Raw genomic sequence first — 24,782 nt, 5'->3', positions numbered from 1 at the left:
GGCCTAGTTCTTCACGAAGTCCTGCCACACGGGGTGGCCTGCGATCAGGTCAGCAACCAGCTGATAGCCACCCTCAAGCGGATGGGTGCCGTCATTTGCCATGGATTCATCACGCCACACATCTGACGCAGCCACATCGGTGCAGATATCCACATAAGAGACGCGGTTAATTCGGGCGATCATGCCCATCTGGCGCGCCATGTCGCCGATACGGCCGCTCGCGGGCGCGTCAGAGACCACCGGCAGCGCGCTGACAAACAGCGTGGGTGCCATCGCGCGTGCCGCAACCATGATGGCCTTGGCGTTCTTCAACCGGTTGACTTCATTGATGGTGACCCGGCGGTGCTCGTTCAGGAGCGCGTCATTGGAGCCCACCATGAAGACCAGCCGGTCAAAGCCATACCCTTCGGCCTCGCCTTGCCAACGGTTCATGACGCCTTCCGATGTATCGCCTTCCTGGCCAAAGACCTCATAATCTAAACCCGCAGCCTCACACAAGCGACCGACCCAGCCCTTGCCGCTTAGGTCGCCCACACCCGCCACGAAGCTATCGCCGAAAAATCCGATTTTCATGGTTATTTCGCCGCCTTGGTGAGCCTGAGGAGCGCACGGGCGCAGATCACATCGGCGGGGTTGCCGGTGGTCTTGCAGTCGATCTCTGCCTCAAGAAGGATATCGAGCGCCATCTCAATCTTGCGCGAGGACCAGCGCTGGAGCTCGCCCATGAAGCGGTCGCGCTCGCCAAAAAACACAGGCGGCCTAAGCTTGTTCACAGCTTCCGAGGCATTCATGCCCTGGTCCATCATGCCGCGCGCCTGGTGGAAGCGCATCAGCCGCATCTGCAGATGCCGGAGGATCGGGATCGCGCTGTGGCCTTCCGTCCAGGCGCGTTCGATCAGGCGGTCAAGGCCCGTCAGGTTGCCCGCCGTCACGGCTTCCGCAATCTGGCCAAGGCCCATGGCCGACGTGTCGCCCACGCAGGCCTTTGCATCCGCAAGCGTTACCTGCCCACCTTCAGCGCCTTTGTAGAGCACCAGCTTTTCAAGTTCGCCGCGAGAGACCATCCGGTCACCGCCAAGGTTTTCCACCAGATAGGCCACCGCGTCCTGCGTGGCACTGAGCCCTGCGTCCGCAAGTACTGTCTGCACCAGCCCCATGAGGTCCTGCAAGCTGTCTTCATAACAGGCGATGGCAAGGCCGTTCTTGGCGCCCTCCATCAGCTTTCTGAGCGACGACGTCGGTTTGAGATCCCCTGCGGTGATCGTGAGCAGGCCGTCACCCTGATCGGACCCCAGCACCAGCTTCACGGCTTCGGTGCTTTCATTGCCCGCACCTTCCAGGCGTACAAGCCGCCTGCCGCCCATCATCGAGATGGCAGAGACCTCATCCAAGAGAAGCGAAGGATGTTCCTTGATATCCGCAAGGCTGGGGCGCGCCACCTGAAAAGGGTCTGAAAGGTCTTCGGCAATCTGCTTGCCAATTTTTTCGGCGCGTTCCCGCACCAGCCCGTCATCCCGGCCGAACACAAGCACCGCCCGGATTTTCGGGTCGAGCGACTTGAGGATCGCGGCTATGTCGCGGGGTTTTACCTTCACTGGCCCTCAGTCTCCCTGGCGGTGAAATAGAGCGCCAGTCGCCGGTGGATGCGTTCCGCCAGCTCAAGCGCCAGACGGCGTGCGCTGTCTTCGCGCTGCGTCACTGTCGCGAAGTCAGACAGCACAAGGTCATAGGACGTGCGGGCGCGCATATCTTCCACAAACACAAGCTCTTCACCATCAAGCTTGGTGAAGCTCACGTGGGCAACAAGCGTCAGCTGCTCCTGCGTGGCGGCGGCGTCCGGCCGGATGCCGTACCCTTGCGTGCTCTGCTCCAGTGTCACAGTCAGGCGGTAATCGGGCGTGCCGCCGGCGTTCAGGCGGTCCATCAGGCGGTTGCGCATCACCTGCCCAAGGCGGTCTGCAATGGGCGCAACCTCAACCCCTGCGAGATGCGCCTGCATCGCACGCGAGGAGCCACCGGCCTCGTAAAGCGGGCGGAAACCGCAGCCTGTCAGCAGAAGCGCTGCCGCTATGACGAGGAGCCCACGCATCAGTTGGCCACGATGTTGACGATACGGCCAGGCACCACAATCACTTTGCGGATGGTATTGCCGTCGGTGTATTTCTTGACATTCTCAAGGCCGAGCGCCAGCGCTTCCACGTCTTCCTTGGCCATATCCTTGGCCACTTCAATCGTGTCGCGCACCTTGCCGTTTACCTGCACCGCCATCTTGACCGTGTCATCGACCGTTAGCGCCTTGATGGCCTTTGGCCAAGGCGTTTCAGACACCAGCGTCTTGTGGCCAAGGGCTTGCCAGAGCTCTTCCGCCAGGTGCGGCATCATTGGGCCCACCAGCAGCACAAGCGTCTCCAGCGCTTCGCGGAGCGCTTCCGGCGCGCCGTCGCCCACACATTTGCCGCCAACCGCGTTGGCGAATTCATAAAGCCGCGCAACGGCCTTGTTGAAGTGAAGGTTTTCAATGTCTGCCGTCACGCCTTCGATGGTTTTGTGCGTGGCTTTCCGAAGCGCCAGTGCTGTATCGGACAGGCTTTCAGGAATAGCGGCGCCCACAGCGGCAAAGTCCGACGGCGGGGTCATCACCAGGCGGTAAACACGCTGGGCAAAACGCCAGGCGCCTTCAATACCGGCTTCGGTCCACAGAAGGTCGCGCTCTGGCGGGCTATCACTAAGCACGAACCAACGCGCCGTGTCTGCGCCGTACTGGTCGATAATGTCGTCTGGGTCGACCACATTCTTCTTCGACTTGGACATTTTCTCAACCCGGCCTTCGGTCACCTCCAGGCCGTTGTCGGTGCGGAACAGGGACCCGTCCTCGCGGGCGCGGACAAGCTCAGGGAACACCCATTCGTCATCGCTGTCCTTGTAGGTCACATGGTTCACCATGCCTTGTGTGAACAGGCCCTCAAACGGTTCTTCAATGTTGGTGCGGCCAACATGCTTGAGCGCACGGGTGAAGAAGCGGGCATAAAGAAGGTGCAGGATCGCATGCTCCACACCGCCGATATATTGGTTCACCGGCAGCCACTCGTTGACCACATCGCTGTCGAACGGCGCGTCGGAGTCCGGTGTGCAGAAGCGCAGGAAATACCAGGACGAATCCACGAACGTGTCCATGGTATCCGTCTCGCGCCGAGCTGGTCTGCCGCAGCTTGGGCAATCGGTGTGTTTCCACGTCGGGTGATGCTCCAGCGGGTTGCCCGGCTTATCGAAGGAAACATCCTCCGGCAGCTCAACAGGTAGCTGGTCGCTTGGTACGGGCACCACACCGCAATCATCACAGTGCACGAACGGGATCGGCGTGCCCCAATAGCGCTGGCGCGACACGCCCCAGTCACGCAGGCGGAAGTTGACGGTGCGTTCACCCCAGCCTTCCTTTTCCGCAAGGTCGATCATGTGGGCCTTGGCTTCATCGGCGGCCATGCCGTCCAGGAAGCGGCTGTTGATCATCTTGCCCGCGCCGGTATAGGCCTCGGTGCCGATCTCGAACGACGTCGCGTCTTCGCCTTCCGGCAGCACCACAGGCACTACAGGCAGGTCGTACTTGCGGGCGAAGTCCAGGTCACGCTGGTCGCCTGACGGGCAGGCGAAGATGGCGCCGGTGCCGTAATCCATCAGCACGAAATTGGCCACATAGATCGGCAGTTCCCATGTCGGGTCACACGGGTGTTTGACCGTCAGGCCCGTGTCATAGCCTTTCTTGTCGGCTTTCTCAATGGCTTCTTCGGTGGTGCCGGTTTTGCGGCATTCTTCACAGAAGGCTTTCAGTTCGGCATTGTCTTCCGCCAGCTTGGCCGCCAGCGGATGGTCGGCCGCAATCGCGCAGAAGCTGGCACCAAACAGTGTGTCTGGTCGCGTGGTGTAGACCGGCAGCTTCTCATTCGTCTGGGCAATCTCGAAATCGAATTTCAGGCCCTCAGACCGTCCGATCCAGTTTTCCTGCATCAGGCGCACCTTGTCCGGCCAGCGCTCGAGACCCTTCAGGCCTTCAAGAAGGTCGTCGGCAAAATCGGTGATCTTGAGGAACCACTGGGAAAGCTTGCGGCGCTCAACCGGTGCGCCGGAGCGCCAGCCCTTGCCGTCAATCACCTGCTCGTTCGCGAGCACTGTGTTATCGACCGGGTCCCAGTTCACCCAGCTTTCCTTTCGGTACACCAGACCAGCGTTATAGAAATCGATAAAGATCTGCTGTTCTTTGCCGTAATAGGCCGCGTCGCAGGTGGCGATCTCGCGGTCCCAATCAATGGCAAGGCCGATATGCTTCAACTGTTCGCGCATGTTGGCGATATTGTCGTAAGTCCAGTCAGCAGGATGGACCTTGCGCTCCATCGCCGCGTTTTCCGCCGGCATGCCGAAAGCGTCCCACCCCATCGGGTGCAGCACTTCATAACCCTGGGCGCGGCGGTAACGCGCCACCACATCGCCCATGGTATAGTTACGCACGTGGCCCACATGCACCCGGCCAGACGGATAAGGGAACATCTCAAGCACATAATATTTCGGCTTGTCAGACGCGGTATCCGTCTTGAAGGTCTGGGACTCGGTCCACACTTTTTGCCACTTGGTTTCAGTGGCTTTTGCGTTGTAGCGCGACATGATCTCTATCTCTGTACTGCCGGCCAGGCTCTCGCCCTGCCTCTATTATACTGAAACAGCCGGGCTTGCGCCCGGCTAGAACTGGTTGCTTTGGTGCCCAAGGGCACCGCTTGGAATGCGCGGCTTAGTTTGCCGCTGCAACGCGCATCTGGCGGGCACGCTCAAGGATCGCCTCTTCGAGCTGAAGCGCCGTCGATGCCTGCACCGGTACCGTCAGCCAGGTACCGTCCTTGCGTTCCTGACGCACCACAAACACCTTCACGCCGTCAGAGCGCAGCTGCTGCGACATGAAGCGCACCGTCAGCTTGACCCGCTCATCGGGGGCATCCGCTGTGGAATGCCAATGGGTTGTGATGACACCGCCCGACGGCTCAACCTGATCGAACGGCATGAAGGACAGCGTATCAAGCGCCGCCTGCCACAGATACCCGTTGACGCCGATAGCCGTGGTCCGTGGGCCCGTGTCCTCACCTTTGTCGCCGCCGCCGAACATCGAACAAGCGCCCAGTGAGAGACTGACCGTCAGTACCATCATGGTACGGGCAAAATTTTGCATACTACACCCCGTGGATTCGTTTTTTCCTGGCCTGTTCGCCTTGACACTATCCAGCTGCTGGCAAACTTTTTTCAGCCTCCAGCGGGTTATAGCGGTCAGAAGAGGCGCTGACCAGTCCGAAAAGCGTCAAAATAGTGGCAAGCAGGACACAGGCTTCCCTATTTTTGCCTCTGACCCTTGCTAAGTTAACGAAGGATTCAATACCATTGGTGCGTAGTACCGTGTACGAGTTGGCGATGACCATGAAAAACGCGATCAAATATGGCCTCACGGCGCTGATGATTTCAGCCTCATCCACAGCAACGCTGGCGGATGAAAAAACGCGTTTTGAATCGACCGGTTTCCTTCAGAGCCTTGATCTCTTCATTGCCGAACAGATGGCCAAGCTGCGCGATGTGCAGAAGACCGACAAGGGCGATACGATCAAGGACCTCGAGCTGAGCCTGAGGGAGACGACCGAATCCAAGGATAACGGCTTCTTCTACCTTCGCGAAGCTGGCCCGTCTGCGAGTGGCTCGGCGATCGGCAGCATGGCTGACCGGCCCGATTTTTCATCGCTGCTGGCGCCAGATGGCTCCGTGCGCGGCTCCTACGGCCAGGATCTGTTCGGTACAGGTGGCCGCTTGGGTGTAACCTTCGGCGCTGACAAGAACGACCCCACAGACCGCGGTTTCGAGATTGCGCTCAAGAGCGCCTACCGCCTGTCCATGCAGGGCTTGCCAGCCGCAAACGCCTTCAACAGCAGCGACCTGGCAGAACGCCAATATAACGTTGGCCTGTCGCTCGGCTATTCCGGCTTTGGCCTGGATGCAACGCTGATGCGCCAGACCAGCCTGTTCGACGCCGACATGTCCGGCTTTGATGTCGGCTTCTCTTATCAGGCGCCCAGTTGGTCGGCTCGCCTGTCGATGAGCGAATACCGCGAAGGCGCAGACCTTTACGGCATCGAGAACGAAGCCCGTAACATCATTTCCGTGGAACTGGGTGCCAGCTACCGACTGACAGACTCGCTGGGGCTTACCGGCGGGGTGCGCTACTATGATTATGGCAGCCGCCTGATGGTGGACCCGGAAGCAGGTGAAAAATCCCAGATGATCTTCTTGGGTGGACGCTTGCGCTTCTAGCCAGCGCTATCCAATAAACCCATCGATTGCTGCAAAGGCCGCTATCCCAAGCGGCCTTAGTTTTTTGGCCGTCTCGCTATTCACACCCCCAAGTGCCGCGACCGGCAAGGGCGCGCCTGCGATCAGCCGGGCAAACCGGTGCAGGCCAAGGGCGGGGACACCTACATGGCTCTGCGTTTCAAACACCGGCGACACCAGCACGATATCGACCCCGATGGCTACCGCCCGCGTCATGGCCGCGCGGCTGTGGCATGCGGCGGTCACCAGCGAAAAACCGTTCAGCACCGGTGGGCGCACCAGCTGGTGTTCGGGTAAATGGACACCGTCTGCCCCCACCGCCCGCGCAAGCGCAGCGTCGCCCGCGACCAGCAGCAACTGGCCGCGCGCCTTTGTTGCCTTCCTCAGCGTGCGCGCAAGGCCCCGACGGTCGGCATGGTCATAGTCGCGCACGATCACCACGGCGCCTTGGGGCAGGCCGCGCGCCACAGCAACCGGGTCGGGTGCCCGGCCAGCGTGGGTGATGAAAATCGGCAGGGCGCCGCCCGTGGCCGTCATCATCTTGGCAGCGGCGCCTTCAGCCCTTAATGTTATCTCGCTCTTGACCATAGGGGTAAGCTATCCCATAGGAACGGGGCACCAACAAGCCTAAAGGACGCCTGAGAATGATGCCGGATATCAAAGCCAATATCGACACGGTCAAGAAAGAGATCACCCGCATGTGCAAGCACGTGGGTGTCGCGGAAAACCAGCCAAAGCTGGTGGCGGTCTCGAAGGTGCAGCCGATAGAGCGCGTGCGCGCGGCACTTGAAGCCGGCCACAGGGTGTTTGGTGAGAACCGGGTGCAGGAAGCCGAAGAACGCTGGGGCGAGCTGAAGCCCGAGTATCCGGATGTGGAGCTGCACCTGATCGGCGGCCTGCAGACCAACAAGGCGTCGAACGCCGTGGCGCTGTTTGACGTGATCCAGTCAGTCGACCGCCCCAAACTCGCGAAAGCCCTGGCGACTGAGATGGACAAGCAGGGCCGCAAGCTGCCCATCTATCTGCAGGTCAACACCGGGCGCGAGGAGCAGAAAGGCGGCGTGCTGGCCGAAGACCTTGAAGGCCTTCTCGCAGACTGTCGCACTTTAGGGCACAATGTCGTGGGCCTCATGTGTATTCCGCCCGCGAATGATGACCCGACGTTGCACTTCGCCCTTCTCAAGAAATTCGCAAAAAAACATGGGCTTGCGCGGCTATCGATGGGCATGAGCGGCGACTATGCGCTCGCGGCCGCCATGGGTGCGACAGATATTCGTGTAGGAACAGCTATCTTCGGCGCGCGGGATTATTCATGACGCAAAACACAATCCCGATCCTTGATAGCTTTCTGCTTGTCAGTGACGGAACCGTCGTCTTTATCGACCCAACAGATGTCCTGTCCGACCCGTTGCCAAAGAATTTTCCAGTAACTGTGTTGATGCCAACAGGCGACGAGTTCAAGGCTACCGCGCGTCCGCTACTGGCGCGCAAACCGGGAACACCCGAAGTAGGCATCGCACTGGAACTGGACGGGGTGGACGAGCCTATTAAACTTCCAATGGGTTCCAAATTGATCCTGCCAAACTTCTAACCCAGCTCGATCTTGATCTTATCGTCCGGCTTTACCTGCCGCAGGAACCGCCTGAGGGCATCCTTTTCCATAGCCACGCAACCGAGCGTAGGCTTGAAGCCATCACGCACCACATGCAGGAAGATGGCGCTGCCAAGGCCCGGTACAACCGGGTCGTCATTGTGGCCCAGCACCACGACAAGGTCATAAAGCGAGTCGTCGCGCCACATTTTCTCGTGTGACGGCCCGAACGGCAGGCGCACCAACTGGTTATAGTGCGGGCTCGTCCCGTCATCGCACCAGCCATGGGTGGGTGTCAGCGCTTCCATGGGCAAATCCGTGACCGGCGGTTCCTCGCGGTCAGGTCGGTAGAAGACTTTCCTGAGCGGGTAAGTGCCGGCGGGTGTTTTGCCGTCGCCTTCCCGGCCGCGGTCCATGGCAATCACACCATGCTTGCCGAGTGCGCATTTCGCATCGAACATGGGGCCCGTCAGCCTGCCGCGGCGGCTGTCGTCCGCGTCCGGTGTCACGGTCCAGACCGTCATTAGAGGATATGCCCGGTCTTGGCCTTCTTGGTGGCCAGATACTGTTCATTGTGCGGGTTGGTCGGGAATTTGTGCGCCACGCGCTCAGCTACCGTGACGCCGAAGCGCTCCAGCCCCGCCACTTTGTCCGGGTTGTTGGTCATCAGGCGCACCGCCCCAAATCCAAGCTGCTTCAGCATCTCTGCTGCTGGTGCGAACACACGTTCGTCGACGTCGAAGCCGAGGCGGGTGTTGGCGTCGACCGTGTCATAGCCCTGGTCCTGCAGTGCATAGGCCTTCAGTTTCGAGATCAGCCCGATGCCGCGGCCTTCCTGCGCCAGATACAGAAGCACACCGCCGCCCGCTTCCTCAATCGCCTTGATGGCGCCCCTGAGCTGCTCGCCACAGTCGCATTTGAGGGAGCCCAGAAGGTCGCCGGTGAAGCATTCGCTGTGGATGCGCATCAAGACCGGGTCATGCCGGTTGGGCTCCCCGATCACGATGGCAATATGCTCGATACCGCCAGCCGTGGGCCGGAAGGAAACAAGGCGTGTGTTCTCAGCCCCCGCGAGCGGCACGCGCGCCGACGCCACCTGCCTGAGCGCCAACGCCTGGGCGAAGTCCGCATTCAGAACCGCGTCCGCGTCCACTGCCATCTGGTCTGGGAAAGCCTTCGCGGCCTCTACTTCCGCCGCCAATACAGCCGGCAACAGCCGCGCCCACTTGACCATCTTGATCGCCGCTTCATCGAGCGCGGTAGACGGGTGATTGATCCGGCTGTAGGGACCTTTGAGCGGCGACGCCAGGTCAAGCGTCGGGTCCGCGAGCGCAACCATGTCCTCAGCCGTCATCCAGCTTGGCCGCTCAAGCCGCACGGCGGCCCAGTCTTCGCCCGCCACCTTCAGGCTCAGCGCCCGGTTGTTGGTCAGCATCACAAAGCTGTCCGTCACCATGGTATCAAAACGCTCCAGCGCAGGCGTGGTGGCAAGCTCCAGCGGCATCACAAAAAGCGCACGGTCGCCCGCCGTCACGACAACGGGCTGGCCACGCCGAAGCTCGTCTGCCGCGCGTTCCAGGCGCAGAAGGGATTGGTCAGAAATGTTCATGCCCTTCATATAGCGGGTATTCTCCAAAAGTCAGCAGCCGCTTTTTGTCACAGCCTCGCGCAACGATCAAACAAATGTGACCGGGCGTGATGGTACAATCTGTTTCCACTTCTTATATAGGGCTGGTTATTGCATACTATGGCAAATAATTTTACGCGCCGGAGGATAATTGGAATGCCCACTCGCAAACTGCTGCTTGTAGACGATGATGTAGACCTGCGGGAAGGTCTCGCGGACCAGCTGGCCCTGTGTGACGAGTTCACAACGGTTGAGAAAGGCGCCGCCTGCGAGACGCTGGATTTCCTCAAGGAAAACCAGGTGGACATGATTATCCTCGATGTCGGGCTGCCCGATATGGACGGCCGCGAACTCTGTAAGCGCATCCGCAAATCCGGCGTTTCCGTGCCGATCATCATGCTCACCGGCAATGTGTCTGATGCGGATACAGTGCTGGGTCTTGACGCCGGCGCGAACGATTATGTCACCAAACCTTTCAGCTTTACGGTGCTCCTGGCGCGCATTCGCGCCCATTTCCGCCAGTATGAGCAAAGCGAAGACGCCACCTTCGATATCGGCCCCTATCACTTCCGGCCTTCGGGCAAGATTCTGGAAGAGAAAGACAGCGGCAAGAAGGTGCGCCTGACGGAAAAGGAAACCTCCATCCTCAAGTATCTCTACCGCGCCGGCGGCAACGCCGTGGGCCGCGAGGAGCTGCTGGCAGAGGTTTGGGGCTATAATTCAGGTGTCACCACCCACACGCTTGAGACCCACGTCTACCGCCTGCGGCAGAAGATCGAGAACGAGCCCGGCATGGCGCGCCTTCTCGTCACCGAGCCCGGCGGCTACAGCCTGCAGGGCTTTACGGCCTAACCAAGCTCGAATGTGGTGATGCCGAATATCTGGCCTGTTCGAATGTCGGGCAGGCCTTTTTGGTACATGCGCGCGGTGGCGAACACCTTTTTCATGCCGTGCAATGTGGCCAGCCGGATTGCCTCCGGGTTATTTTCAGGCGTATCGAGGATGATCTTTTCGCCTTCAATATCCGCCTGCAGGGCACCAAACAATGTTTCCGCCACATGGGCGTCGTCCGCAAACAGTGGCCCCACCTTATGGCCTTCAAGACACTTGCGCCGAACGGCATAGCCCGTCACCACGCCATCCTCCTTGAAACAGACAGCCCGTGCATCGCCCTGCCCCAACCAGGCCTTCAGGAACGCATCCCGGTGCGCCGGGAAACACAGCCGGTCATAGGCGCGGATGGCGTCAAAGTCAGCGGCTGTGATTGCGTGCACCGCGCCCGCGTCATGGGCTTCGGCTTTCGCTTCGCCCTCAAACCGGCAGTTTTCATAGCAGGGCTTATAGCCGATGCGTTCATAGATGCGGACATTCTCCAAAACCCCGTCGATACCCACGTTCCTGTCGCCGCAGTAAGCGAGCCGCGTTTTGGTGAGCGCGAGGCCATAGCCCTTGCCGCGATGCTCTGGCGCGACGATATAAAGCCCGCAGAAAGCGTAACTGTCGTCATAGATCACGGCGCTGCCGGTGGCGATAATCTCACCCGCGAGCGTGCCTTTGAAAAAGCCGCTATTGTCGGCCACAAAGAAGGTTTCAGCGTCATGGAGACCCGGGTTCCAGCCCTCACGCCCCGCCCAGTTCACCGCCGTGCGCACGTCTGATGCCGTCATGGTCTCGATTTTATAGTCCGCCATGACAGGCTCCAGTGTTAGAAGTTGAAATCAACCAGCACCGGCGCGTGGTCGGATGGCTTTACCCAACCGCGCGCGTCCCGGATCACCTCCATATGCACCGCCTTGCCTTTCAGGCTTGGGCTGGTCCAGACGTGGTCTAGCCGTCGGCCCTTGTCCGCCGCCGACCAGTCGCGCGCCCGATAGGACCACCAGCTATAGAGCTTCTGATCCTTCGGCACGAAATCGCGCATGATGTCCTGCCAGCCATGCGCTTCGATCAGCTTCAGCATGGCCTCAACCTCCACCGGCGTGTGCGAGACGACCTTCAGAAGCTTTTTGTGGTCCCAGACATCGTCCTCATAGGGCGCGATATTGAGGTCCCCCACCAGGATATGGTCGCCGTCAAGATCAGCCGACCAGCTGGTCATCTCATCCAGGAACTTGAGCTTGTGGGCGAACTTGTCGTTGATCACCGGGTCTGGCTCATCCCCGCCTGCGGGCACATAGAAATTATGGATCATCGGCATGCCGTCCACTTTGACCGCAATATGGCGGGCGTCGCCCTTTTCACACCAGTCGATCTTGAAATGGTCATCGATCGGTGTCTTTGAAGCCGTCGCGACACCGTGGTGGCTTTTCTGGCCGTGGATTGCCAGGTGCGGCAGGCCGAGTTCCTCGAAGAAGCCGGTCGGGAACATATGGTCCTGCACCTTGGTTTCCTGCAGGCACAGCACATCGGGCTGATAGTCCCGCACCAGCTGTGCAACAATATCAAGGCGCGCCCGCACCGAGTTGATGTTCCATGTAATCAGCCGCATGTGCTGCTCCCTCACCTGTCTTTTTTGTTCTAGAAAATCAGAAAACTGTTGCCGATGATGCCGATGGGCCAGCGGCCTTTTTCGAACAGCAGGAACCTCAGCGCGAAGGGATGGTCCTCGTCCGCGCCGGTCATGGCGGCCAAGGCCGCCTGATAGGCTGCCTGCACTGCCGCACCTGACGTGGCACGCACAAATTCCTCATCGAAAATCCGCAGGTCCCGCGCGGCTTCCGTAGCGCTTTCCTCAATGGCTTCGGAAACAGCGCCAGTGACATGCGTCATGACCATCTCAAGCGTCTGCTCGTCAAGGAACGCCAGCACGTCGTCGGTTAGCGCGGCGCGCAGTTGCTCCTCCGCTTCCCAAGCTGGGCTGTTGACTTCGGTGTTTTCGGCCGCGTCGGCGGCTTCTTCCCAGTCCGCCAGGAAGCCGGGTTCGGCATCCGGGAAACCGAGCGCTTCGGCGTAGGCGCGGGCGATCTCAACCGTCTCCCGGTCCGGGTCTTCCCCGAGTGTGCGGAACCAGCGCACGTTTGCCGCCAACGCCACAAAGGGCGCCACAGACTTCAGGCTTGGCAGATCGTCAAAAACCTCATCAATATCGTCTTCTTGGGTATCCATCACATCACCTTAAAGCAGATCAGATCAAGCCCTAGCCGCTGCGCGGGGTCAGCGCAAGCGCTAAGCCAGGGCTTCCCTGATTTAGGCAAGTTTTGTGATTTCGCAAGCCACAAACGGACCCATTTATGGAGAGTGCAAATCTAGCGGCGGGTGCGGCGACGTTTGGTCAGGCCACGTGGGTCTTCAAACGTCCAGAGCGCATCATCGAGTGCTGTATTCACCTTCTGGTCTGTCAGTGTCAGCTGGGTGATTTCACCCTTGGCATCCAGCACCTGCCAGCCCAGAAGCCGAAGGCCCGTGGGCATGCTGTCGTCCGGCATGAAGTTCAGGGTGATTTCGCCCTGTTCCGGGTTTTCCGGGTCCCGCGCTGACAAAAGGATCAGGTCTTCAAAGCCAGGACGGCCCATCTCGATGTGCGCCTGCAGGCTGGCAAGATCAACAGAGCCGCCCAGAAGCGCTCGCAGGGGCGTCTTCTTGAGCGGCCATTTGGTCACCTGCCCGATTTCATAATCCACGAAATTCAGGGTTTTGCCGTCGGCCACAATCAGGAAGGGCGTTTCGTCCGTATAGTCGAAGCGCACATAGCCCGGGCGCTCGAGATACAGGCGGCCGGTGGCGATATTGCCGTTCGGCGCATGCTGGCGAAACTCGGCCTCCAGCGTCTCGACACCGTCCATATAGTCCTGCACCTGCCGGAGCGCCTTCAGGCTCTGGTCCTCGATAACCGTCTGCTCTTCAAGAGGCGGCAAGGCCGTGTCCTGGGCCACAGCAGCCGGGGCCAACAAGGCCAGATAAACTCCAAACAAGGGTAGGGACCGCATATCGCTTCCTAAAATTCTTCTTCCCGGTCAGGCACCAGCACTTCGCGCTGGCCCTTATGGTTCGGCGCACTGATCACGCCCTGTTCTTCCATTTCCTCGATCAGCGACGCGGCCTTGTTGTAGCCGATCTTGAGGCGTCGCTGCACATAGCTTGTAGACGCCCGCTTGTCACGGATCACAACCGCCACCGCCTGATCATAGAGGCTGTTGTTGGCATCATCGCTCGAACCAGATGGACCGGGGATGAACGGGCTGTCGAAACCTTCTTCAGGTTCTTCCGTCACCTCAGACAGATAATCCGGCGCGCCCTGTTTCCTGAGGTGGGTTGTCACATCTTCCACTTCATTATCGGACACAAACGCCCCATGCACGCGGGTGATACGGCCACCCCCGGCCATGAAGAGCATATCGCCCATGCCCAGAAGCTGTTCGGCGCCCTGCTCACCCAGGATGGTGCGGCTGTCGATCTTACTAGTGACCTGGAAGCTGATCCGCGTCGGGAAGTTCGCCTTGATGGTACCAGTGATCACGTCCACCGACGGACGCTGGGTGGCCATCACCACGTGGATGCCGGCAGCCCGCGCCATCTGTGCCAGGCGCTGGACGGTGGCTTCCACATCCTTGCCCGCTACCAGCATCAGGTCCGCCATCTCGTCGATCACGATCACCAGGAACGGCAGGGGCTGGAAGTCGAACTCCTGCTCTTCCATGATTGGCTGGCCGGTTTCCTTGTCGAACCCGGTCTGCACCTCGCGCGTCAACCGCTCGCCGTTCTTTTTGGCCTCTTCAACCCGCTTGTTGAAAGCCGCCAGGTTCCGCACACCCAATTTGGACATATTGCGGTAGCGTTCTTCCATCTCGCGTACTGCCCACTTCAGCGCCACAACGGCCTTCTTGGGTTCCGTCACAACCGGCGTCAGCAGATGCGGGATGCCGTCATAAATCGAAAGCTCGAGCATCTTGGGGTCAACCATGATGAATCGCAGCGTCTCGGGGCTGTGGCGATAGAGAAGCGACAGGATCATGGTGTTGATGCCGACGGACTTACCAGAACCGGTGGTCCCTGCGACCAGGAGGTGCGGCATCGACGCCAGGTCTGCCACAACGGGCGCACCGCCAATGTCCTTACCCAGCGCCACCGGCAGGCGGGCCTTGGTGGCTTCATAGTCGCGGCTGGCCAGAAGCTCGCGCAGGAAGACGGTCTGGCGGTCGCTGTTCGGCAGCTCGATACCAATGGCATTGCGGCCAGGCACCACCGCCACACGGGCGGAGATGGCGCTCATGGACCGCGCGATGTCGTCAGCAAGGCCGATCACCCGGGCGGATTTCACGCCGCGCGCGGGCTCAAGCTCATAAAGGGTGACCACAGGGCCGGGGCGAACGTCCTTGATTTCGCCCTGCACGCCAAAGTCGTCCAGCACACTTTCCAGCATGCGGGCGTTCTGCTCCAGCGCTTCAGCGCTGATGCGGCCAACCTTCTCAGGGGGCGGGGGCGGTGCCAGCAATTGGAGCGGCGGCAACAGGAAACCGTTGGCGTCGCCGAAATCCAGGGTTTTCTGGGCTTCCTTGACTTCCCGCGTGCCGCGCTTCGGCTTGGCCGGTGCCTTGACGCGCTTGGGTGCGGCCGGCGTTACCGGCGCCTTGGGCTCTGGCTTTTCCACCGTCTTGCGCTCGGGCCGCGTCATCTCAGGCTCCACCCGGTCGCCGCCCTCGCCCTTGTCGCGGCGGAACAGCGCATGGAAGGTCACCATGATGCCGTGGCCGACCATTCTCAGGCCCCAGACAATCCACGACAGGACGGTCATCAGCACATACCGGATGGTCTGCAGGATCGTGCGCCATTCGTCCTTATTCAGAGCGAAACTATAGAAAAAGGCCGGGATGCCCAGCACCGCGAAAGCCGTGCCGTATGCCCAGGCGGGGATCACAAAGCTGGCGAACAGCTCAATCACCATCAGGTACAGCCGCTGGCCCAGCGCCCCGCCATAGCCCGGCTGGATAACATAATCGGGTGCGGGCGAGACCACACTGACGGCAATCGCCAGGAGGATCAGGCTCACCGGCACCATGATCAGGTTGATCCAGAAATGCGGTAGCCACTTGAGCCGTGCAATCTTCAGCCCCCACAGGAACAGGGGGACCGGCAACAGGAAAGCCACCATCGCCAGCGTCTGCATCAACACATCCGCCACGTTGGCACCAATGGGCCCCAAAAGGTTGCTTGTGGCGCCGCTCGCGACATTATTGATGGTCGGGTCCGCCGGATTATAGGAAAAGAGCGCCACATAGGTGCCGATAGCCATGAGCATCAGGATCACGCCAAGCGTGCGCCAGCCGGTGCTTTTCATGAAAGTCACAAAGGCAGGCGGCAACAGCGGCGCGCTGCCGTTTTTCTGTTTCACTGGTTTGGTTGCTGCGGTTTTCTTGCGTGCCGACACGTAACAATTGCTCCCCGGACCGCCCGTCGCGCCTGTCTCCCTTGGGCGCGCTGCGGCTATGTTCTCGTCCTGTTCGCGGTCACTTTACTCTTTATCAATGCTCGAGGACAAGTGCGGCATTTTATGGGCAGCCACTTTCTGCTGCCCGGCACCCCAACTGCGGCACCATGCCACTGGACACAGGGGGCCAATGGGGCCTACATGAAAGGGAGAGATTTTGCCGTGAGTGGACAGGCGCAATGAGCGATAAAAAGTTGGAAACGGATATCACCATCATCGGCGGTGGCCTTGCGGGCATGACCGCGGCCATCGGCCTTGCCGAGCATGGTTTCGAGGTCGCGGTGGTGGATATGGCGCCGCAGGGTGACCTGACGGCGGCCGGGTATGACGGCCGGGCGAGCGCGCTGGCCTTCGCCTCCTGCCAGCTTTTCGAAGCCCTTGGCATCTGGAAGCATATGGAACCCTATGCCCAGCCGATCCTGGAGATCCGCGTGTCCGACGGGCCAAGCCTGTTGTCGCTCCATTTCGACCATGAAACGCTGGGCGACGGGCCCCTCGGGCATATGGTGGAAAACCGCCATACCCGCATCGCGCTTTTTGAGCGCCTCAAGGAAATCAAGGGTGTGACACTGCTGGCGCCCGAGCGCGTTGCCGAAATCGACCGCACCAAGGAGGGTGTCACCACCACGCTGACTTCAGGCACCGTGATCAAGTCCGACCTGATCATCGGCGCGGACGGGCGCGGCAGCCTGGTGCGCCAGCACGCGGGCATCCCGGTTTCGGTGATTGACTATAAGCAGCACGGCATTGTGTGTTCGGTTGAGCACGAGTTCAGCCACTGCGGTATCGCGCATGAACGCTTCCTGCCCTCAGGGCCGTTCGCGATCCTGCCGCTGTGCGGCAATCGCTCGTCGCTTGTGTGGACCGAAAAAAGCCACCTGACCGACACCATCATGGGCCTTTCTGACCGCGCGTTTGAAAGCGAAGTCCGGCGCCGGATTGGCGATTTCCTCGGCGAGGTTAAGGTGATTGGCGGGCGTTGGGCCTATCCGCTGACGCTTCAGTATGGGCAGGACTATGTGGCCGACCGGCTGGCGCTGATCGGCGACGCCGCGCACGGTATTCACCCCATTTCCGGCCAGGGGCTGAACCTGGGGCTGAAGGATGTGGCGGCGCTAATTGAAACACTGGTGGACGCCCGGCGCGTGGGCCTGGATATCGGCGCCATGAGCGTGCTTGAAAACTATGGCCGCTGGCGCACCACAGATAACGCCAGCGTTTACGCCATCACAGACGGCTTCAATCGCCTGTTTTCAAACGATATTGCGCCCATCAAGCTCCTTCGCGATGTGGGCATGGCTGCGGTGGACCAGGTGGTGCCGCTGAAGAATTTCTTCATGCAGCATGCCCGGGGCACCGTAGGCGACCTCCCGAAACTGTTACGCGGCGAGCAGCTCTAGGCCTGCTATAATGGCCCCATGAAAACGGGAAGCAATGACATGATCGCGCGCGGAGGTGCGGGCGAGACAGCTGCGCGCATGGGCGACGGCAGAAAGCTGCTGTTCGACGCCACGCTCTACCCGCACCGGTCGCTGAAGCCCCACCAGTTCCGCCGCCTGTTCTGGTTCCTGATCGCTGTGTGCCTGCTCGCGGGCCTTCGGTTCATCATGGTGGGCGCCTGGCCCGTTGTGATTTTCCTGGGGGTCGACCTTCTGGCCATCTGGTTGGCGTTTCATTTCAGTTATCGTTCGGCACGACTTTATGAAACGCTGCAGCTGAGCGAGAAAGACCTGATCCTGACCCGCGTGCACCCGGGCGGACGGGTGGAAAGCTGGCGCTTTGACCCTTACTGGGTGAAGCTGGACCTCAAGACCATCGACGAGGACCGCAACCAGCTATCACTCGCGTCCCACGGTGAAACCCTGGTGTTCGGCGCCTTCCTGACCCCCACCGACCGCCGCAAACTGAGGGCCGCCCTGATGCCAGAGCTGTTGAGGTTGAAGGGGTAACTAGCAATGGCTAAAGTTAGAATTAGGTTAGGGGATTAGATCAAATGAGTATGACTACAGCCATATATGATGGGCGAGAGGTTTCTGTTTTGGAGGCTCTCGAAATAAAAGGGAACTCTAAGAAGGTCGAGGGGAGGTTTGTTTGTCCTGAATGCGCGGAGTCCGTCAACCCCCACAATTCAAAAACAAACTCTCATCACTTTGAACACTTCAAGAGAAATCCGCAATGTAGTCTCAGCCATAAACTTAAATCAAAAAACAACAGTCGGTACAAATATCTGGCTGTAGACGACCCGAAAGCTATTGAAGGGTATGAAGCAGACCAGAAAATACTTTCGAGGTCGCGAAATCCCCGGCTTGTACAGGAATGTAAAAAACGCGACCTGTTCATGTGCCAGGCATGTGGCAAAAGGCCTCAAATACAAGGTAACCCTGTTGTCGAGTGCCACCACAAAGACCCACTTTCAAATGGCACTAGAGAAACAAAGCTAAGCGATTTGGTTACTCTATGCCCAACATGTCATCGAGCCGTTCACACAAGGGAACCAGCTTACAGTTTGAAAGACTTAAAAAAGCTACTGAAACTCGCTTAGTTCACTCCACCTTGCAGTAGACCTGCGCGATGGAGCGGGAGGCCCTTAGGGCGTTGCCTGACTTGTCGAAATCCTGGGCGCGAAGGCCCTGGATGGTCTTGCCCTCATCACTGATCAGCCCGGCGTTCCTAAACACCTGTGGGTGGGTGGTATAGACCCGGCCCCGGCGCGGGGCACCCGCGACAACGGTGCCAACCACATAACCCTGTTCATCAAAAACAGGCCCGCCGGAGATGCCGCCAAGCGACCCGTCAAACAGCGGCCTGCGTTCGCGCTCCACCCAGGCGATCACGGCTTCGCGGGCATTGTAGCGCCCTTCCGAGCGCATGAAGGTGCGGCCAAAGACCGTGGCGCGCACGTCCGCCGGTTTGCCCTGCGGGAACCCCATCATAAAACCGTTGGTGCCGCGACCCGGGCTTGTGTCCGTCAGCGCGAAAGGCTGGGCCCTGAGCGCACGGGCGCGCAACACGGCGAAATCACGGTGCGTGTCACTAACGGCGGACAGGACCGGCTCCAGCTGGCGCGGGCCAACCACCAGATACACCTGCTTGCAGCCATCCACCACATGGCGGGCGGTCACGAACGTACCCCGGCTGTCGACCGCAAAGGCCGTGCCCACACTGTTTTTTGCCTGTGGGTCCAGCGCAACGACCACATCGCCAAGCTCGGCACGCGGCAAGGGCGCGTCATCAGGTGTCAGGACCGCAGGCGGCTGATCGCCCGGCGCCGGGCGGCGCGGGTTCTTGTCCTCCAGATCCACGTCCGCGTAGCGCACGATGAAATAGAGGATCGCGATGATATAGAAAAGAAATTCGACCGTGCGGCGCATGCCGGCGCCCCCCTAGCCCGAAATGGCTGCCGAATTGATCGCGGCTGTCGCCAGCTTGAACGAGACCAGAAGAATCGCGGGGCCCATTTCACCATTCTCAATCCGGTGCGACAGGCCCTTGAGGAACAGGTCCACCAGGCGGAAGGCCGCCAGCTGGAACAGAAGTGCAATCACGCCCCACACCACAATGTCCCAGACATTCATTGATGACGCCATCGAGAAGGCCACCGGCAGCGACAGGCCGACAATGGCACCGCCGAGCGTGGTGGCCGCCGCGACATTGCCTTCGCGGATCAGCTTCAGCTCATCATGGGGCGTGATACGGGTATAGATGAAGATGCCGATAAGCAGCATCACAAGGCTGGTGGCCGAATGAATGACGAAGAACGGCAGGCCGTTCCACAGTGAAACCAGCGCTTCTTCCATGATATCTCCCCCTAATTGACCGCTACTTGAGGTCAAGCACGTCCGTCATTGAATAGCGGCCCGCGCCCTTGCCTGCAAGCCAAAGCGCCGCTTTCACGGCGCCCGCAGCAAAGAGACCGCGATTTTCGGCCCGGTGACTGATGGTCAGGCGCTCGCTATCGCTTGCAAAGACAACATCATGTTCGCCAATCACGGCGCCGCCGCGCACTGCGGAGAAGCCAATGGTGCCTTCCTTCCGCTCGCCGGTGATGCCTTCGCGCGCCTTGGTGCGCAAATCGTCAAGCGGGTGGCCGCGGCCTTCCGCCGCCGCTTCACCGAGCATCAGGGCGGTGCCACTTGGCGCGTCCACCTTATGCCTGTGATGCATTTCAACCACTTCGATGTCCCAGTCGGTGCCCAGGCGCTTTGCGGCGTCACGCACCAGCGCCATCATCAGGTTGACCCCCAGCGAATAATTGCCCGCCTGCATGATCGGCACAGCCTCTGCCGCGCGGTCGAGCGCCGCGTGGTCGGCTGCCGTCATGCCGGTGGTGCCCACAACCAGCGCGGTTTCCGTCGAGCGCGCGAGCGCGGCGTGGGTGGCTGTCTGGCCAGGCGGGGTGAAATCGATCACCACATCGGCTTCATGGAAAACATGTTCGGCCGTGTCCGCAAGATGGACATTTGTGCCGGGAATGAGCTTACCAATATCCGGATGGGACGCAATTTCGGACCCCGCGGCAATGGTAATGCCTGCGGTTTTCAGGAATTCTTCCGTCAGCGCCTGCCCCATGCGGCCCATACAGCCCAAAATCCCGATCTGAATATTTTCCGCCATCTGCGTCTTCCCCAAAATTGGAAACCTGATCAATTGCTACCAGTCAGCAGGCAAAAAGAAAAGGCCGGGCAGAACCCGGCCATCTCTATTTTTTCTTGCGCAAGCGCTTAGAAAGCACTGCCCGCCAACGACTTAGAAGCGTTTTGTCAGGTCAATGCCCCACAGGCTTGGCGTCTCGCGTTCGGAAATCGGCGTGCCGAATGTCTCCGCCGTCACGCCCGTTGCACCGCCAAGATAGCGGTTGGCGAACAGGTTGGTGACAAAGAGCGAGATGCTCAGATCCTCATCCGCATTGGTCCAGCCCATACGCACATTGGTAAGATTCCGGGCCTTGCCGGTCTCCCAGCTGCCGTTGCCCCACACGATGGTGCCGCATGTGCCTTCAGACAGGCACTGGCCGTTCAGCCGTTCCTTGCTGGTGTAGCTGTGGTCCAGGTGCAGGTTGATGGAGCCGTTATCGCCGCCGAGGCCAAAGCTATAGTCACCGCCGAAGGAAACACGCGCTTTTGGTGCGCCGGTGGGCTCGCCCACCTCTGATATGCCGCAGTTTTCGGTGCAGGTGACATCCTGATAGCCGCCGTTGGCGAACAAGCGGAGGCCTGGCGCAGGCGCCCACAAGAGTTCAATATCCACACCCTTGCCTTCGGTGTCGGACGTTTCCGTGACATAGCGTGGCACAGACCCGCTTTCGAACGACGCCAGGCGAATCGCCTGCTTGTCGTTATATTTATATTTCCACACAGAGGCGTTGAACCGCACCCGGTCATCGAACCACTGGGACTTCAGGCCCACTTCAACGTTCCAGACGCTTTCGTTATCGAACTCGCTGTTGACTTCCTGGCTGTTGAAGCCGCCCGCCTTGTAGCCCCGCGCGTAGGAGGCATAGAACATGGCATCATCCGAGACGCGGTAATCCACCGCCACCCGGGGGCTGACATTGTTCCAGCTTTGGCTGCGTTCAAAATCACGACCCTCACACACCTGGGTGCTGGCGTCCGCGCAGATCGGCAGGTTGTAGACAATGTCGCCAGACCCGCCGACAACCGCCTGCAGGATCGCTTGGTGAATGTCCGCCAGGTTGCCGACACCCGGGATTTCAAGAAGGTCAGATCCCTCAATCTCCCGCGGGTCTGTGCGCCACAGCCAGCTTTTCTTGTCGTGGGTGTAACGGATACCCGCCGTCAGGTTCAGCCGGTCGGTCACGGCATAGGTGGCATCAGCAAAAGCGGCGAACGCCTTGAAGGTGCCTTCACCGTACATATGCTCGGTCCATAGGCGACCATCGAAGCTCTGGAGCGCCATATTGGATACATCCTCAAGCGACAGGCCCTCAAGCGGCGTGCCCACGGCCGACGGGTCCATACAGCCCAGCGGCACGGTTGTCAGGCCAACAAACGAGTTCATGGTATCGAGGAACAGGCTTTCACAGCCATTGATGCCGTCCAGCGGGTTGAAGCCGTTCGCCACCAGGATGCCCGGCGTGGCGCCGAGGTTATAAAGCGCGGTGTCGATCGAATTCATGGTGGCATTTACCACCGTGTTCTGCTTGGCGTTTTCCCAATAATAGCTGCCGCCGATAGTCCAGGTCAGATCACCGCTTTGGCCGTTCAGCCGCAGTTCCTGATAGATATGCTCATTCTCTTCGATGTTGTTACTGTCGAAATAGAAATCCGGGTCCGCCGTGCCGTCTTCTTCCTCCAGGTTGTTGGAGGTGAAGCGCTTGAAGGCGGAAATGGACGTCAGCGTCGCCCAGTCGAAATCATGGGTGATGGTCAGCGTCACACCGTCCAGGTCACGGTTCTCTTCCCCGTTCCTCACATCAGAAGAAAACGGTCCATAAGGGTCTGCGCCACCAATGGAGTTACCGTCGCGGAACACGGACCAGTCGCCGCCGGACGTCGGCACATAGCCCGCCGGCGTGAAGTTGGCATAGAAGGCCTGAAGCGGCACACCGCCTGTCAGCGCGGCAATCGGCAAGGCACCGAACTGCTCACGCGTCAGGCCGCCAAATGATGGTCCCAGCACCGCATGCAGGAAATCCACATGGCCCGGCATGTCATTGAGGGTTTCTGCCCCCGGTGCGAAATCCAGGCTGCCGTCAGAGACGCCCACCACAGGCTGGTCTTCATCCTGCTTGGTGTGGTCAAACTCGAACGCCAGATTAAGCGCCGTGCGGTCGCTTGGTTCCCACCGCACCTGCACCCGGCCGGTGACATTGTGTTCGCGACCATAATCGTCCCCCGTCAGCGCATCAGTGGCGTAGCCGCCTTGGTCGTTGACCAGGAAATTGGCGCGCATGGCCACCGTGTCCGTGAGCGGCGCGTTGATCATGGCGTCGATCCGTTGCTTGTCGAAGCGGCCATACCGCAGGTTCACGCGCGCAGAAAACTCATCCATATCCGGCTTGTTGGTGATGATGGAAATTGCGCCGGCCGCCGTGTTACGGCCAAAAAGCGTGCCTTGCGGGCCCTTCAGCACCTCAACCCGCTCAAGGTCAGAGAAAAACACAATGCCGGCGCCCGAACGGGATGCATAGACCCCATCCACAAACACGCCCACTGCCGGGTCGGTGCCCACGCCAAAGTCACTGGTTTCAATACCGCGGATCTTGAAGCGCGGTTGCGTCACGCCGGAGACTTCAAGGCCTGGCGTGTAGGCTGTGATATCGCGGAGGTCTTCCGCCGCGACCGTCTCCAGGAAATTGCCGGAAAAGGCATTCAGCGCGATCGGCACATCCTGGGCCGACTGCTCACGCTTTTGCGCGGTTACGGTAATTTCCTCGAGTGTCAGCGTATTATCAGAAGTTTCCTGGGCACCGACCGCCGGTGCAAGACATAAACATGCGGCAAGACTAACGCCCGACATCAGGGCGCTTGACAGTTTGGTCGTAGACATGGGCTTCCCCCCCTTATTTCCTCTAACTGACCTGATCCGGCACCGCTAACCTCCTATCAAGGTTACTGGCATGGGTGCCTGACCGCTTTCATGAAACCGCCTCCCATCTCCCTGAGGACGGTCCCACAACACAAACAGCCTGCCATGCAATCCAGCATAGCAAGCTTCTCTACTCCGATACACATGTCGTTGTTACTCAATAGTTTTTATCCACTCCCTCAGAAGCTCCACCCCTTCAGTGTGAACGGTTGTCCGCCCGACCTCAGGCATCATCACGCCCGGATCGGTTGATTTAAGGCGGTGGATCAGGATCGATTGGTCCGGCTTGCCGGGATCGATATCAAACATGAAGCCGCCCGACCCGCGGCCTGCCGCCACCGGGCGCTTCAGATAGCCCCATGCTGTCTTGTTCTGCTCCCACCAGGTCAGGAACAGGCCTGATGTGGACCCCGGACCTTCGGCGCGGTGGCAGTGGGCGCAGTTGATATCCAGATAAGCCCGTGCGCGGGCCTCAAGGGGCGCTGCGGGATCATCATAGCGGGGCACGCTGGGGGCGCCTGCGGGCGCAGGCGCTCCGTCCAGCAAGCCATGGTTGGCCCAAAAGGCCAGCTGGTTTTCTGCACCACCTTCATAGTCATAAGTGAAATTCAGGTTCCGGGCTTTTGGCCCGATGGGCGAAAATTCATCCCCCATCACATGGCAGCCTTTGCACTGGTTGCGGTTCGGCACCACATATTGAATGTCACGCTGGTCGCCCGCTTCATCAACCCACGACACAGGCAGCACCTTGCCCGCCACCTTGAGGTCGGCGTCGGTCATATCGGCGTTCCAGACATAGGCCCAGGCAGCCCAGCCCTTGTCACCGCGGATCAGAAGCCGCGTCTCAATCAGGCGGATATTCTCTTCCGGCTCGCGGAAATCAGCAGGATAGGCGAAGGTTTTGACCAAGACGCTGCCGACGGGAAAGACAAATGATTCGCGGTCATCATAGGCCGCGGCCTTGCCTTCCGGCACATAAACAAAGCGGTATTTGTGGGCGTAATCTGTGAACAGGGGCGTCGCCAGGTCATAAGGGTAAACCCCGTCGTTCGGCACCTGGGCAGCGCCATCCTTGAACAGATTATAGGCTGAAAGCTTGCGCGCAGGGCGCGGGGTCAGGAGCGCGGCATCATTGACTGCAGCGGTGGACGGAGGGGCCGCCACCGCCGGGGCACTGGTTACCCCCATCAGAAAAACCAGTGTCAGCAATACCAATAACAGAACACGCACCTGACCCATCC

Annotated in this window: 26 protein-coding genes; 7 read left to right on the top strand and 19 right to left on the bottom strand. The window is 59.9% G+C overall.

All coding sequences use genetic code 11. The features are described 5' to 3' along the window. Nucleotides 1-3 precede the first annotated feature (3 nt). The 6 genes from KORLAC_RS17120 to KORLAC_RS18820 all read right to left on the bottom strand — a co-directional run bounded on the left by KORLAC_RS17120 (nucleotide 4) and on the right by KORLAC_RS18820 (nucleotide 5,468). Nucleotides 4-573: a GDSL-type esterase/lipase family protein gene (locus KORLAC_RS17120; RefSeq protein WP_068308792.1), complete on the bottom strand. Its 570-nt coding sequence runs from the start codon at nucleotides 571-573 to the stop codon at nucleotides 4-6. A 2-nt stretch (nucleotides 574-575) separates the two neighbouring features. Beyond that, nucleotides 576-1,595, bottom strand: a complete 1,020-nt coding sequence (gene holA / locus KORLAC_RS17115) for a DNA polymerase III subunit delta (protein WP_068308790.1) — start codon at nucleotides 1,593-1,595, stop codon at nucleotides 576-578. Further along, on the bottom strand, nucleotides 1,592-2,089 hold the full coding sequence (gene lptE, locus KORLAC_RS17110; RefSeq protein ID WP_068308788.1) for an LPS assembly lipoprotein LptE: 498 nt from the start codon (nucleotides 2,087-2,089) through the stop codon (nucleotides 1,592-1,594). The genes holA and lptE overlap by 4 nt, the downstream gene beginning before the upstream one ends. Beyond that, nucleotides 2,089-4,653 (bottom strand): leucine--tRNA ligase, encoded by a 2,565-nt coding sequence (gene leuS, locus KORLAC_RS17105; protein WP_175445636.1) that lies wholly within the window; start codon nucleotides 4,651-4,653, stop codon nucleotides 2,089-2,091. The genes lptE and leuS overlap by 1 nt, the downstream gene beginning before the upstream one ends. A 124-nt stretch (nucleotides 4,654-4,777) precedes the next feature. Continuing rightward, complete coding sequence (locus KORLAC_RS17100) at nucleotides 4,778-5,209, bottom strand: DUF3576 domain-containing protein (RefSeq protein WP_068308784.1); 432 nt, start codon at nucleotides 5,207-5,209, stop codon at nucleotides 4,778-4,780. Nucleotides 5,210-5,255: 46 nt separating this feature from the next. Then, nucleotides 5,256-5,468 carry a hypothetical protein gene (locus KORLAC_RS18820; protein WP_139167386.1) on the bottom strand — a complete coding sequence of 71 codons (213 nt, stop codon included), beginning with the start codon at nucleotides 5,466-5,468 and terminating at the stop codon, nucleotides 5,256-5,258. Here KORLAC_RS18820 and KORLAC_RS17095 point away from each other — a divergent pair. Then, a complete protein-coding gene (locus KORLAC_RS17095; RefSeq protein ID WP_139167387.1) occupies nucleotides 5,452-6,333 on the top strand; it encodes a hypothetical protein in 882 nt (293 codons plus the stop codon). The two genes, KORLAC_RS18820 and KORLAC_RS17095, sit on opposite strands and share 17 nt — an antisense overlap. 6 nt (nucleotides 6,334-6,339) lie before the next feature. Here KORLAC_RS17095 and KORLAC_RS17090 read toward each other — a convergent pair whose 3' ends face one another. Beyond that, nucleotides 6,340-6,939 carry a thiamine phosphate synthase gene (locus tag KORLAC_RS17090; protein WP_068308776.1) on the bottom strand — a complete coding sequence of 200 codons (600 nt, stop codon included), beginning with the start codon at nucleotides 6,937-6,939 and terminating at the stop codon, nucleotides 6,340-6,342. Nucleotides 6,940-6,995: 56 nt separating this feature from the next. Between KORLAC_RS17090 and KORLAC_RS17085 the strand changes: the two genes are divergently transcribed. Beyond that, nucleotides 6,996-7,667 carry a YggS family pyridoxal phosphate-dependent enzyme gene (locus KORLAC_RS17085; protein ID WP_082714759.1) on the top strand — a complete coding sequence of 224 codons (672 nt, stop codon included), beginning with the start codon at nucleotides 6,996-6,998 and terminating at the stop codon, nucleotides 7,665-7,667. Beyond that, the gene (locus KORLAC_RS17080) at nucleotides 7,664-7,942 is read left to right on the top strand and encodes a hypothetical protein (RefSeq protein WP_068308774.1); all 279 of its coding nucleotides are present in this window, start codon (nucleotides 7,664-7,666) and stop codon (nucleotides 7,940-7,942) included. Before KORLAC_RS17085 ends, KORLAC_RS17080 begins: the two co-directional genes overlap by 4 nt. Here KORLAC_RS17080 and KORLAC_RS17075 read toward each other — a convergent pair. Both KORLAC_RS17075 and ribA read right to left on the bottom strand, forming a co-directional pair. Further along, the gene (locus KORLAC_RS17075; RefSeq protein ID WP_241493448.1) at nucleotides 7,939-8,466 is read right to left on the bottom strand and encodes a L,D-transpeptidase family protein; all 528 of its coding nucleotides are present in this window, start codon (nucleotides 8,464-8,466) and stop codon (nucleotides 7,939-7,941) included. The two genes, KORLAC_RS17080 and KORLAC_RS17075, sit on opposite strands and share 4 nt — an antisense overlap. Beyond that, a complete protein-coding gene (gene ribA / locus KORLAC_RS17070; protein WP_074519244.1) occupies nucleotides 8,466-9,560 on the bottom strand; it encodes a GTP cyclohydrolase II in 1,095 nt (364 codons plus the stop codon). Before ribA ends, KORLAC_RS17075 begins: the two co-directional genes overlap by 1 nt. A gap of 165 nt (nucleotides 9,561-9,725) precedes the next feature. On the opposite strand from ribA, the gene KORLAC_RS17065 reads away from it, so the two are divergent. Then, nucleotides 9,726-10,421 (top strand): response regulator transcription factor, encoded by a 696-nt coding sequence (locus tag KORLAC_RS17065; RefSeq protein ID WP_068308772.1) that lies wholly within the window; start codon nucleotides 9,726-9,728, stop codon nucleotides 10,419-10,421. Here the strand turns inward: KORLAC_RS17065 and KORLAC_RS17060 are convergent. From KORLAC_RS17060 to KORLAC_RS17040, 5 genes are all read right to left on the bottom strand, one after another. Continuing rightward, nucleotides 10,418-11,260, bottom strand: coding sequence for a GNAT family N-acetyltransferase (locus tag KORLAC_RS17060; protein ID WP_068308770.1), 843 nt, complete (start codon nucleotides 11,258-11,260; stop codon nucleotides 10,418-10,420). The genes KORLAC_RS17065 and KORLAC_RS17060 overlap by 4 nt on opposite strands. Nucleotides 11,261-11,274: 14 nt before the next feature. Further along, complete coding sequence (gene xth, locus KORLAC_RS17055) at nucleotides 11,275-12,057, bottom strand: exodeoxyribonuclease III (protein WP_068308767.1); 783 nt, start codon at nucleotides 12,055-12,057, stop codon at nucleotides 11,275-11,277. Between the two features lie 29 nt (nucleotides 12,058-12,086). After that, nucleotides 12,087-12,674, bottom strand: a complete 588-nt coding sequence (locus KORLAC_RS17050; protein WP_068308765.1) for a hypothetical protein — start codon at nucleotides 12,672-12,674, stop codon at nucleotides 12,087-12,089. Nucleotides 12,675-12,814: 140 nt separating this feature from the next. Further along, nucleotides 12,815-13,495 (bottom strand): LolA family protein, encoded by a 681-nt coding sequence (locus KORLAC_RS17045; RefSeq protein ID WP_082714758.1) that lies wholly within the window; start codon nucleotides 13,493-13,495, stop codon nucleotides 12,815-12,817. A gap of 8 nt (nucleotides 13,496-13,503) precedes the next feature. Beyond that, nucleotides 13,504-15,933, bottom strand: coding sequence for an FtsK/SpoIIIE family DNA translocase (locus KORLAC_RS17040; RefSeq protein ID WP_241493447.1), 2,430 nt, complete (start codon nucleotides 15,931-15,933; stop codon nucleotides 13,504-13,506). Nucleotides 15,934-16,172: 239 nt separating this feature from the next. On the opposite strand from KORLAC_RS17040, the gene KORLAC_RS17035 reads away from it, so the two are divergent. The 3 genes from KORLAC_RS17035 to KORLAC_RS19300 are packed head-to-tail and all read left to right on the top strand — an operon-like array spanning nucleotide 16,173 to nucleotide 18,535. Further along, entirely contained in the window at nucleotides 16,173-17,393 is a 1,221-nt protein-coding gene (locus tag KORLAC_RS17035; RefSeq protein WP_068308761.1) for a UbiH/UbiF/VisC/COQ6 family ubiquinone biosynthesis hydroxylase, read from the top strand. Nucleotides 17,394-17,432: 39 nt separating this feature from the next. After that, nucleotides 17,433-17,942, top strand: a complete 510-nt coding sequence (locus tag KORLAC_RS17030) for a DUF2244 domain-containing protein (RefSeq protein ID WP_068308760.1) — start codon at nucleotides 17,433-17,435, stop codon at nucleotides 17,940-17,942. Between the two features lie 44 nt (nucleotides 17,943-17,986). Next, nucleotides 17,987-18,535 carry an HNH endonuclease gene (locus tag KORLAC_RS19300; RefSeq protein WP_074519245.1) on the top strand — a complete coding sequence of 183 codons (549 nt, stop codon included), beginning with the start codon at nucleotides 17,987-17,989 and terminating at the stop codon, nucleotides 18,533-18,535. Nucleotide 18,536: 1 nt separating this feature from the next. Here KORLAC_RS19300 and KORLAC_RS17025 read toward each other — a convergent pair whose 3' ends face one another. The 5 genes from KORLAC_RS17025 to KORLAC_RS17005 all read right to left on the bottom strand — a co-directional run bounded on the left by KORLAC_RS17025 (nucleotide 18,537) and on the right by KORLAC_RS17005 (nucleotide 24,780). Then, a complete protein-coding gene (locus KORLAC_RS17025; RefSeq protein WP_068308759.1) occupies nucleotides 18,537-19,364 on the bottom strand; it encodes a S1 family peptidase in 828 nt (275 codons plus the stop codon). A 12-nt stretch (nucleotides 19,365-19,376) separates the two neighbouring features. After that, nucleotides 19,377-19,790 carry a DUF350 domain-containing protein gene (locus tag KORLAC_RS17020; RefSeq protein WP_068308757.1) on the bottom strand — a complete coding sequence of 138 codons (414 nt, stop codon included), beginning with the start codon at nucleotides 19,788-19,790 and terminating at the stop codon, nucleotides 19,377-19,379. Between the two features lie 22 nt (nucleotides 19,791-19,812). Further along, a complete protein-coding gene (gene dapB, locus KORLAC_RS17015) occupies nucleotides 19,813-20,607 on the bottom strand; it encodes a 4-hydroxy-tetrahydrodipicolinate reductase (protein ID WP_068308755.1) in 795 nt (264 codons plus the stop codon). A 132-nt stretch (nucleotides 20,608-20,739) separates the two neighbouring features. Continuing rightward, nucleotides 20,740-23,502 (bottom strand): TonB-dependent receptor, encoded by a 2,763-nt coding sequence (locus KORLAC_RS17010; protein ID WP_068308753.1) that lies wholly within the window; start codon nucleotides 23,500-23,502, stop codon nucleotides 20,740-20,742. 192 nt (nucleotides 23,503-23,694) lie between these two features. Further along, entirely contained in the window at nucleotides 23,695-24,780 is a 1,086-nt protein-coding gene (locus KORLAC_RS17005) for an SO2930 family diheme c-type cytochrome (RefSeq protein WP_068308751.1), read from the bottom strand. Between the last annotated feature and the right edge of the window lie 2 nt (nucleotides 24,781-24,782).

The organism is Kordiimonas lacus, from assembly GCF_001550055.1.
GTDB classification, from domain to species: Bacteria; Pseudomonadota; Alphaproteobacteria; order Sphingomonadales; family Kordiimonadaceae; genus Kordiimonas; species Kordiimonas lacus.
Note: the sequence above shows the minus strand (reverse complement) of the source record. Positions and strands in the feature narration are given on the sequence as shown.

Coding starts and splice junctions, on each gene's coding strand:
- KORLAC_RS17120 (WP_068308792.1), bottom strand. CDS start 573: ATGAAAATCGGATTTTTCGGCGATAGCTTCGTGGCGGGTGTGGGCGAC.
- lptE (WP_068308788.1), bottom strand. CDS start 2,089: ATGCGTGGGCTCCTCGTCATAGCGGCAGCGCTTCTGCTGACAGGCTGC.
- leuS (WP_175445636.1), bottom strand. CDS start 4,653: ATGTCGCGCTACAACGCAAAAGCCACTGAAACCAAGTGGCAAAAAGTG.
- KORLAC_RS17100 (WP_068308784.1), bottom strand. CDS start 5,209: ATGCAAAATTTTGCCCGTACCATGATGGTACTGACGGTCAGTCTCTCA.
- KORLAC_RS17095 (WP_139167387.1), top strand. CDS start 5,452: ATGAAAAACGCGATCAAATATGGCCTCACGGCGCTGATGATTTCAGCC.
- KORLAC_RS17090 (WP_068308776.1), bottom strand. CDS start 6,939: ATGGTCAAGAGCGAGATAACATTAAGGGCTGAAGGCGCCGCTGCCAAG.
- KORLAC_RS17085 (WP_082714759.1), top strand. CDS start 6,996: ATGATGCCGGATATCAAAGCCAATATCGACACGGTCAAGAAAGAGATC.
- KORLAC_RS17080 (WP_068308774.1), top strand. CDS start 7,664: ATGACGCAAAACACAATCCCGATCCTTGATAGCTTTCTGCTTGTCAGT.
- KORLAC_RS17075 (WP_241493448.1), bottom strand. CDS start 8,466: ATGACGGTCTGGACCGTGACACCGGACGCGGACGACAGCCGCCGCGGC.
- ribA (WP_074519244.1), bottom strand. CDS start 9,560: ATGAAGGGCATGAACATTTCTGACCAATCCCTTCTGCGCCTGGAACGC.
- KORLAC_RS17065 (WP_068308772.1), top strand. CDS start 9,726: ATGCCCACTCGCAAACTGCTGCTTGTAGACGATGATGTAGACCTGCGG.
- KORLAC_RS17060 (WP_068308770.1), bottom strand. CDS start 11,260: ATGGCGGACTATAAAATCGAGACCATGACGGCATCAGACGTGCGCACG.
- xth (WP_068308767.1), bottom strand. CDS start 12,057: ATGCGGCTGATTACATGGAACATCAACTCGGTGCGGGCGCGCCTTGAT.
- KORLAC_RS17050 (WP_068308765.1), bottom strand. CDS start 12,674: ATGGATACCCAAGAAGACGATATTGATGAGGTTTTTGACGATCTGCCA.
- KORLAC_RS17045 (WP_082714758.1), bottom strand. CDS start 13,495: ATGCGGTCCCTACCCTTGTTTGGAGTTTATCTGGCCTTGTTGGCCCCG.
- KORLAC_RS17035 (WP_068308761.1), top strand. CDS start 16,173: ATGAGCGATAAAAAGTTGGAAACGGATATCACCATCATCGGCGGTGGC.
- KORLAC_RS17030 (WP_068308760.1), top strand. CDS start 17,433: ATGATCGCGCGCGGAGGTGCGGGCGAGACAGCTGCGCGCATGGGCGAC.
- KORLAC_RS19300 (WP_074519245.1), top strand. CDS start 17,987: ATGAGTATGACTACAGCCATATATGATGGGCGAGAGGTTTCTGTTTTG.
- KORLAC_RS17025 (WP_068308759.1), bottom strand. CDS start 19,364: ATGCGCCGCACGGTCGAATTTCTTTTCTATATCATCGCGATCCTCTAT.
- KORLAC_RS17020 (WP_068308757.1), bottom strand. CDS start 19,790: ATGGAAGAAGCGCTGGTTTCACTGTGGAACGGCCTGCCGTTCTTCGTC.
- dapB (WP_068308755.1), bottom strand. CDS start 20,607: ATGGCGGAAAATATTCAGATCGGGATTTTGGGCTGTATGGGCCGCATG.
- KORLAC_RS17010 (WP_068308753.1), bottom strand. CDS start 23,502: ATGTCTACGACCAAACTGTCAAGCGCCCTGATGTCGGGCGTTAGTCTT.
- KORLAC_RS17005 (WP_068308751.1), bottom strand. CDS start 24,780: ATGGGTCAGGTGCGTGTTCTGTTATTGGTATTGCTGACACTGGTTTTT.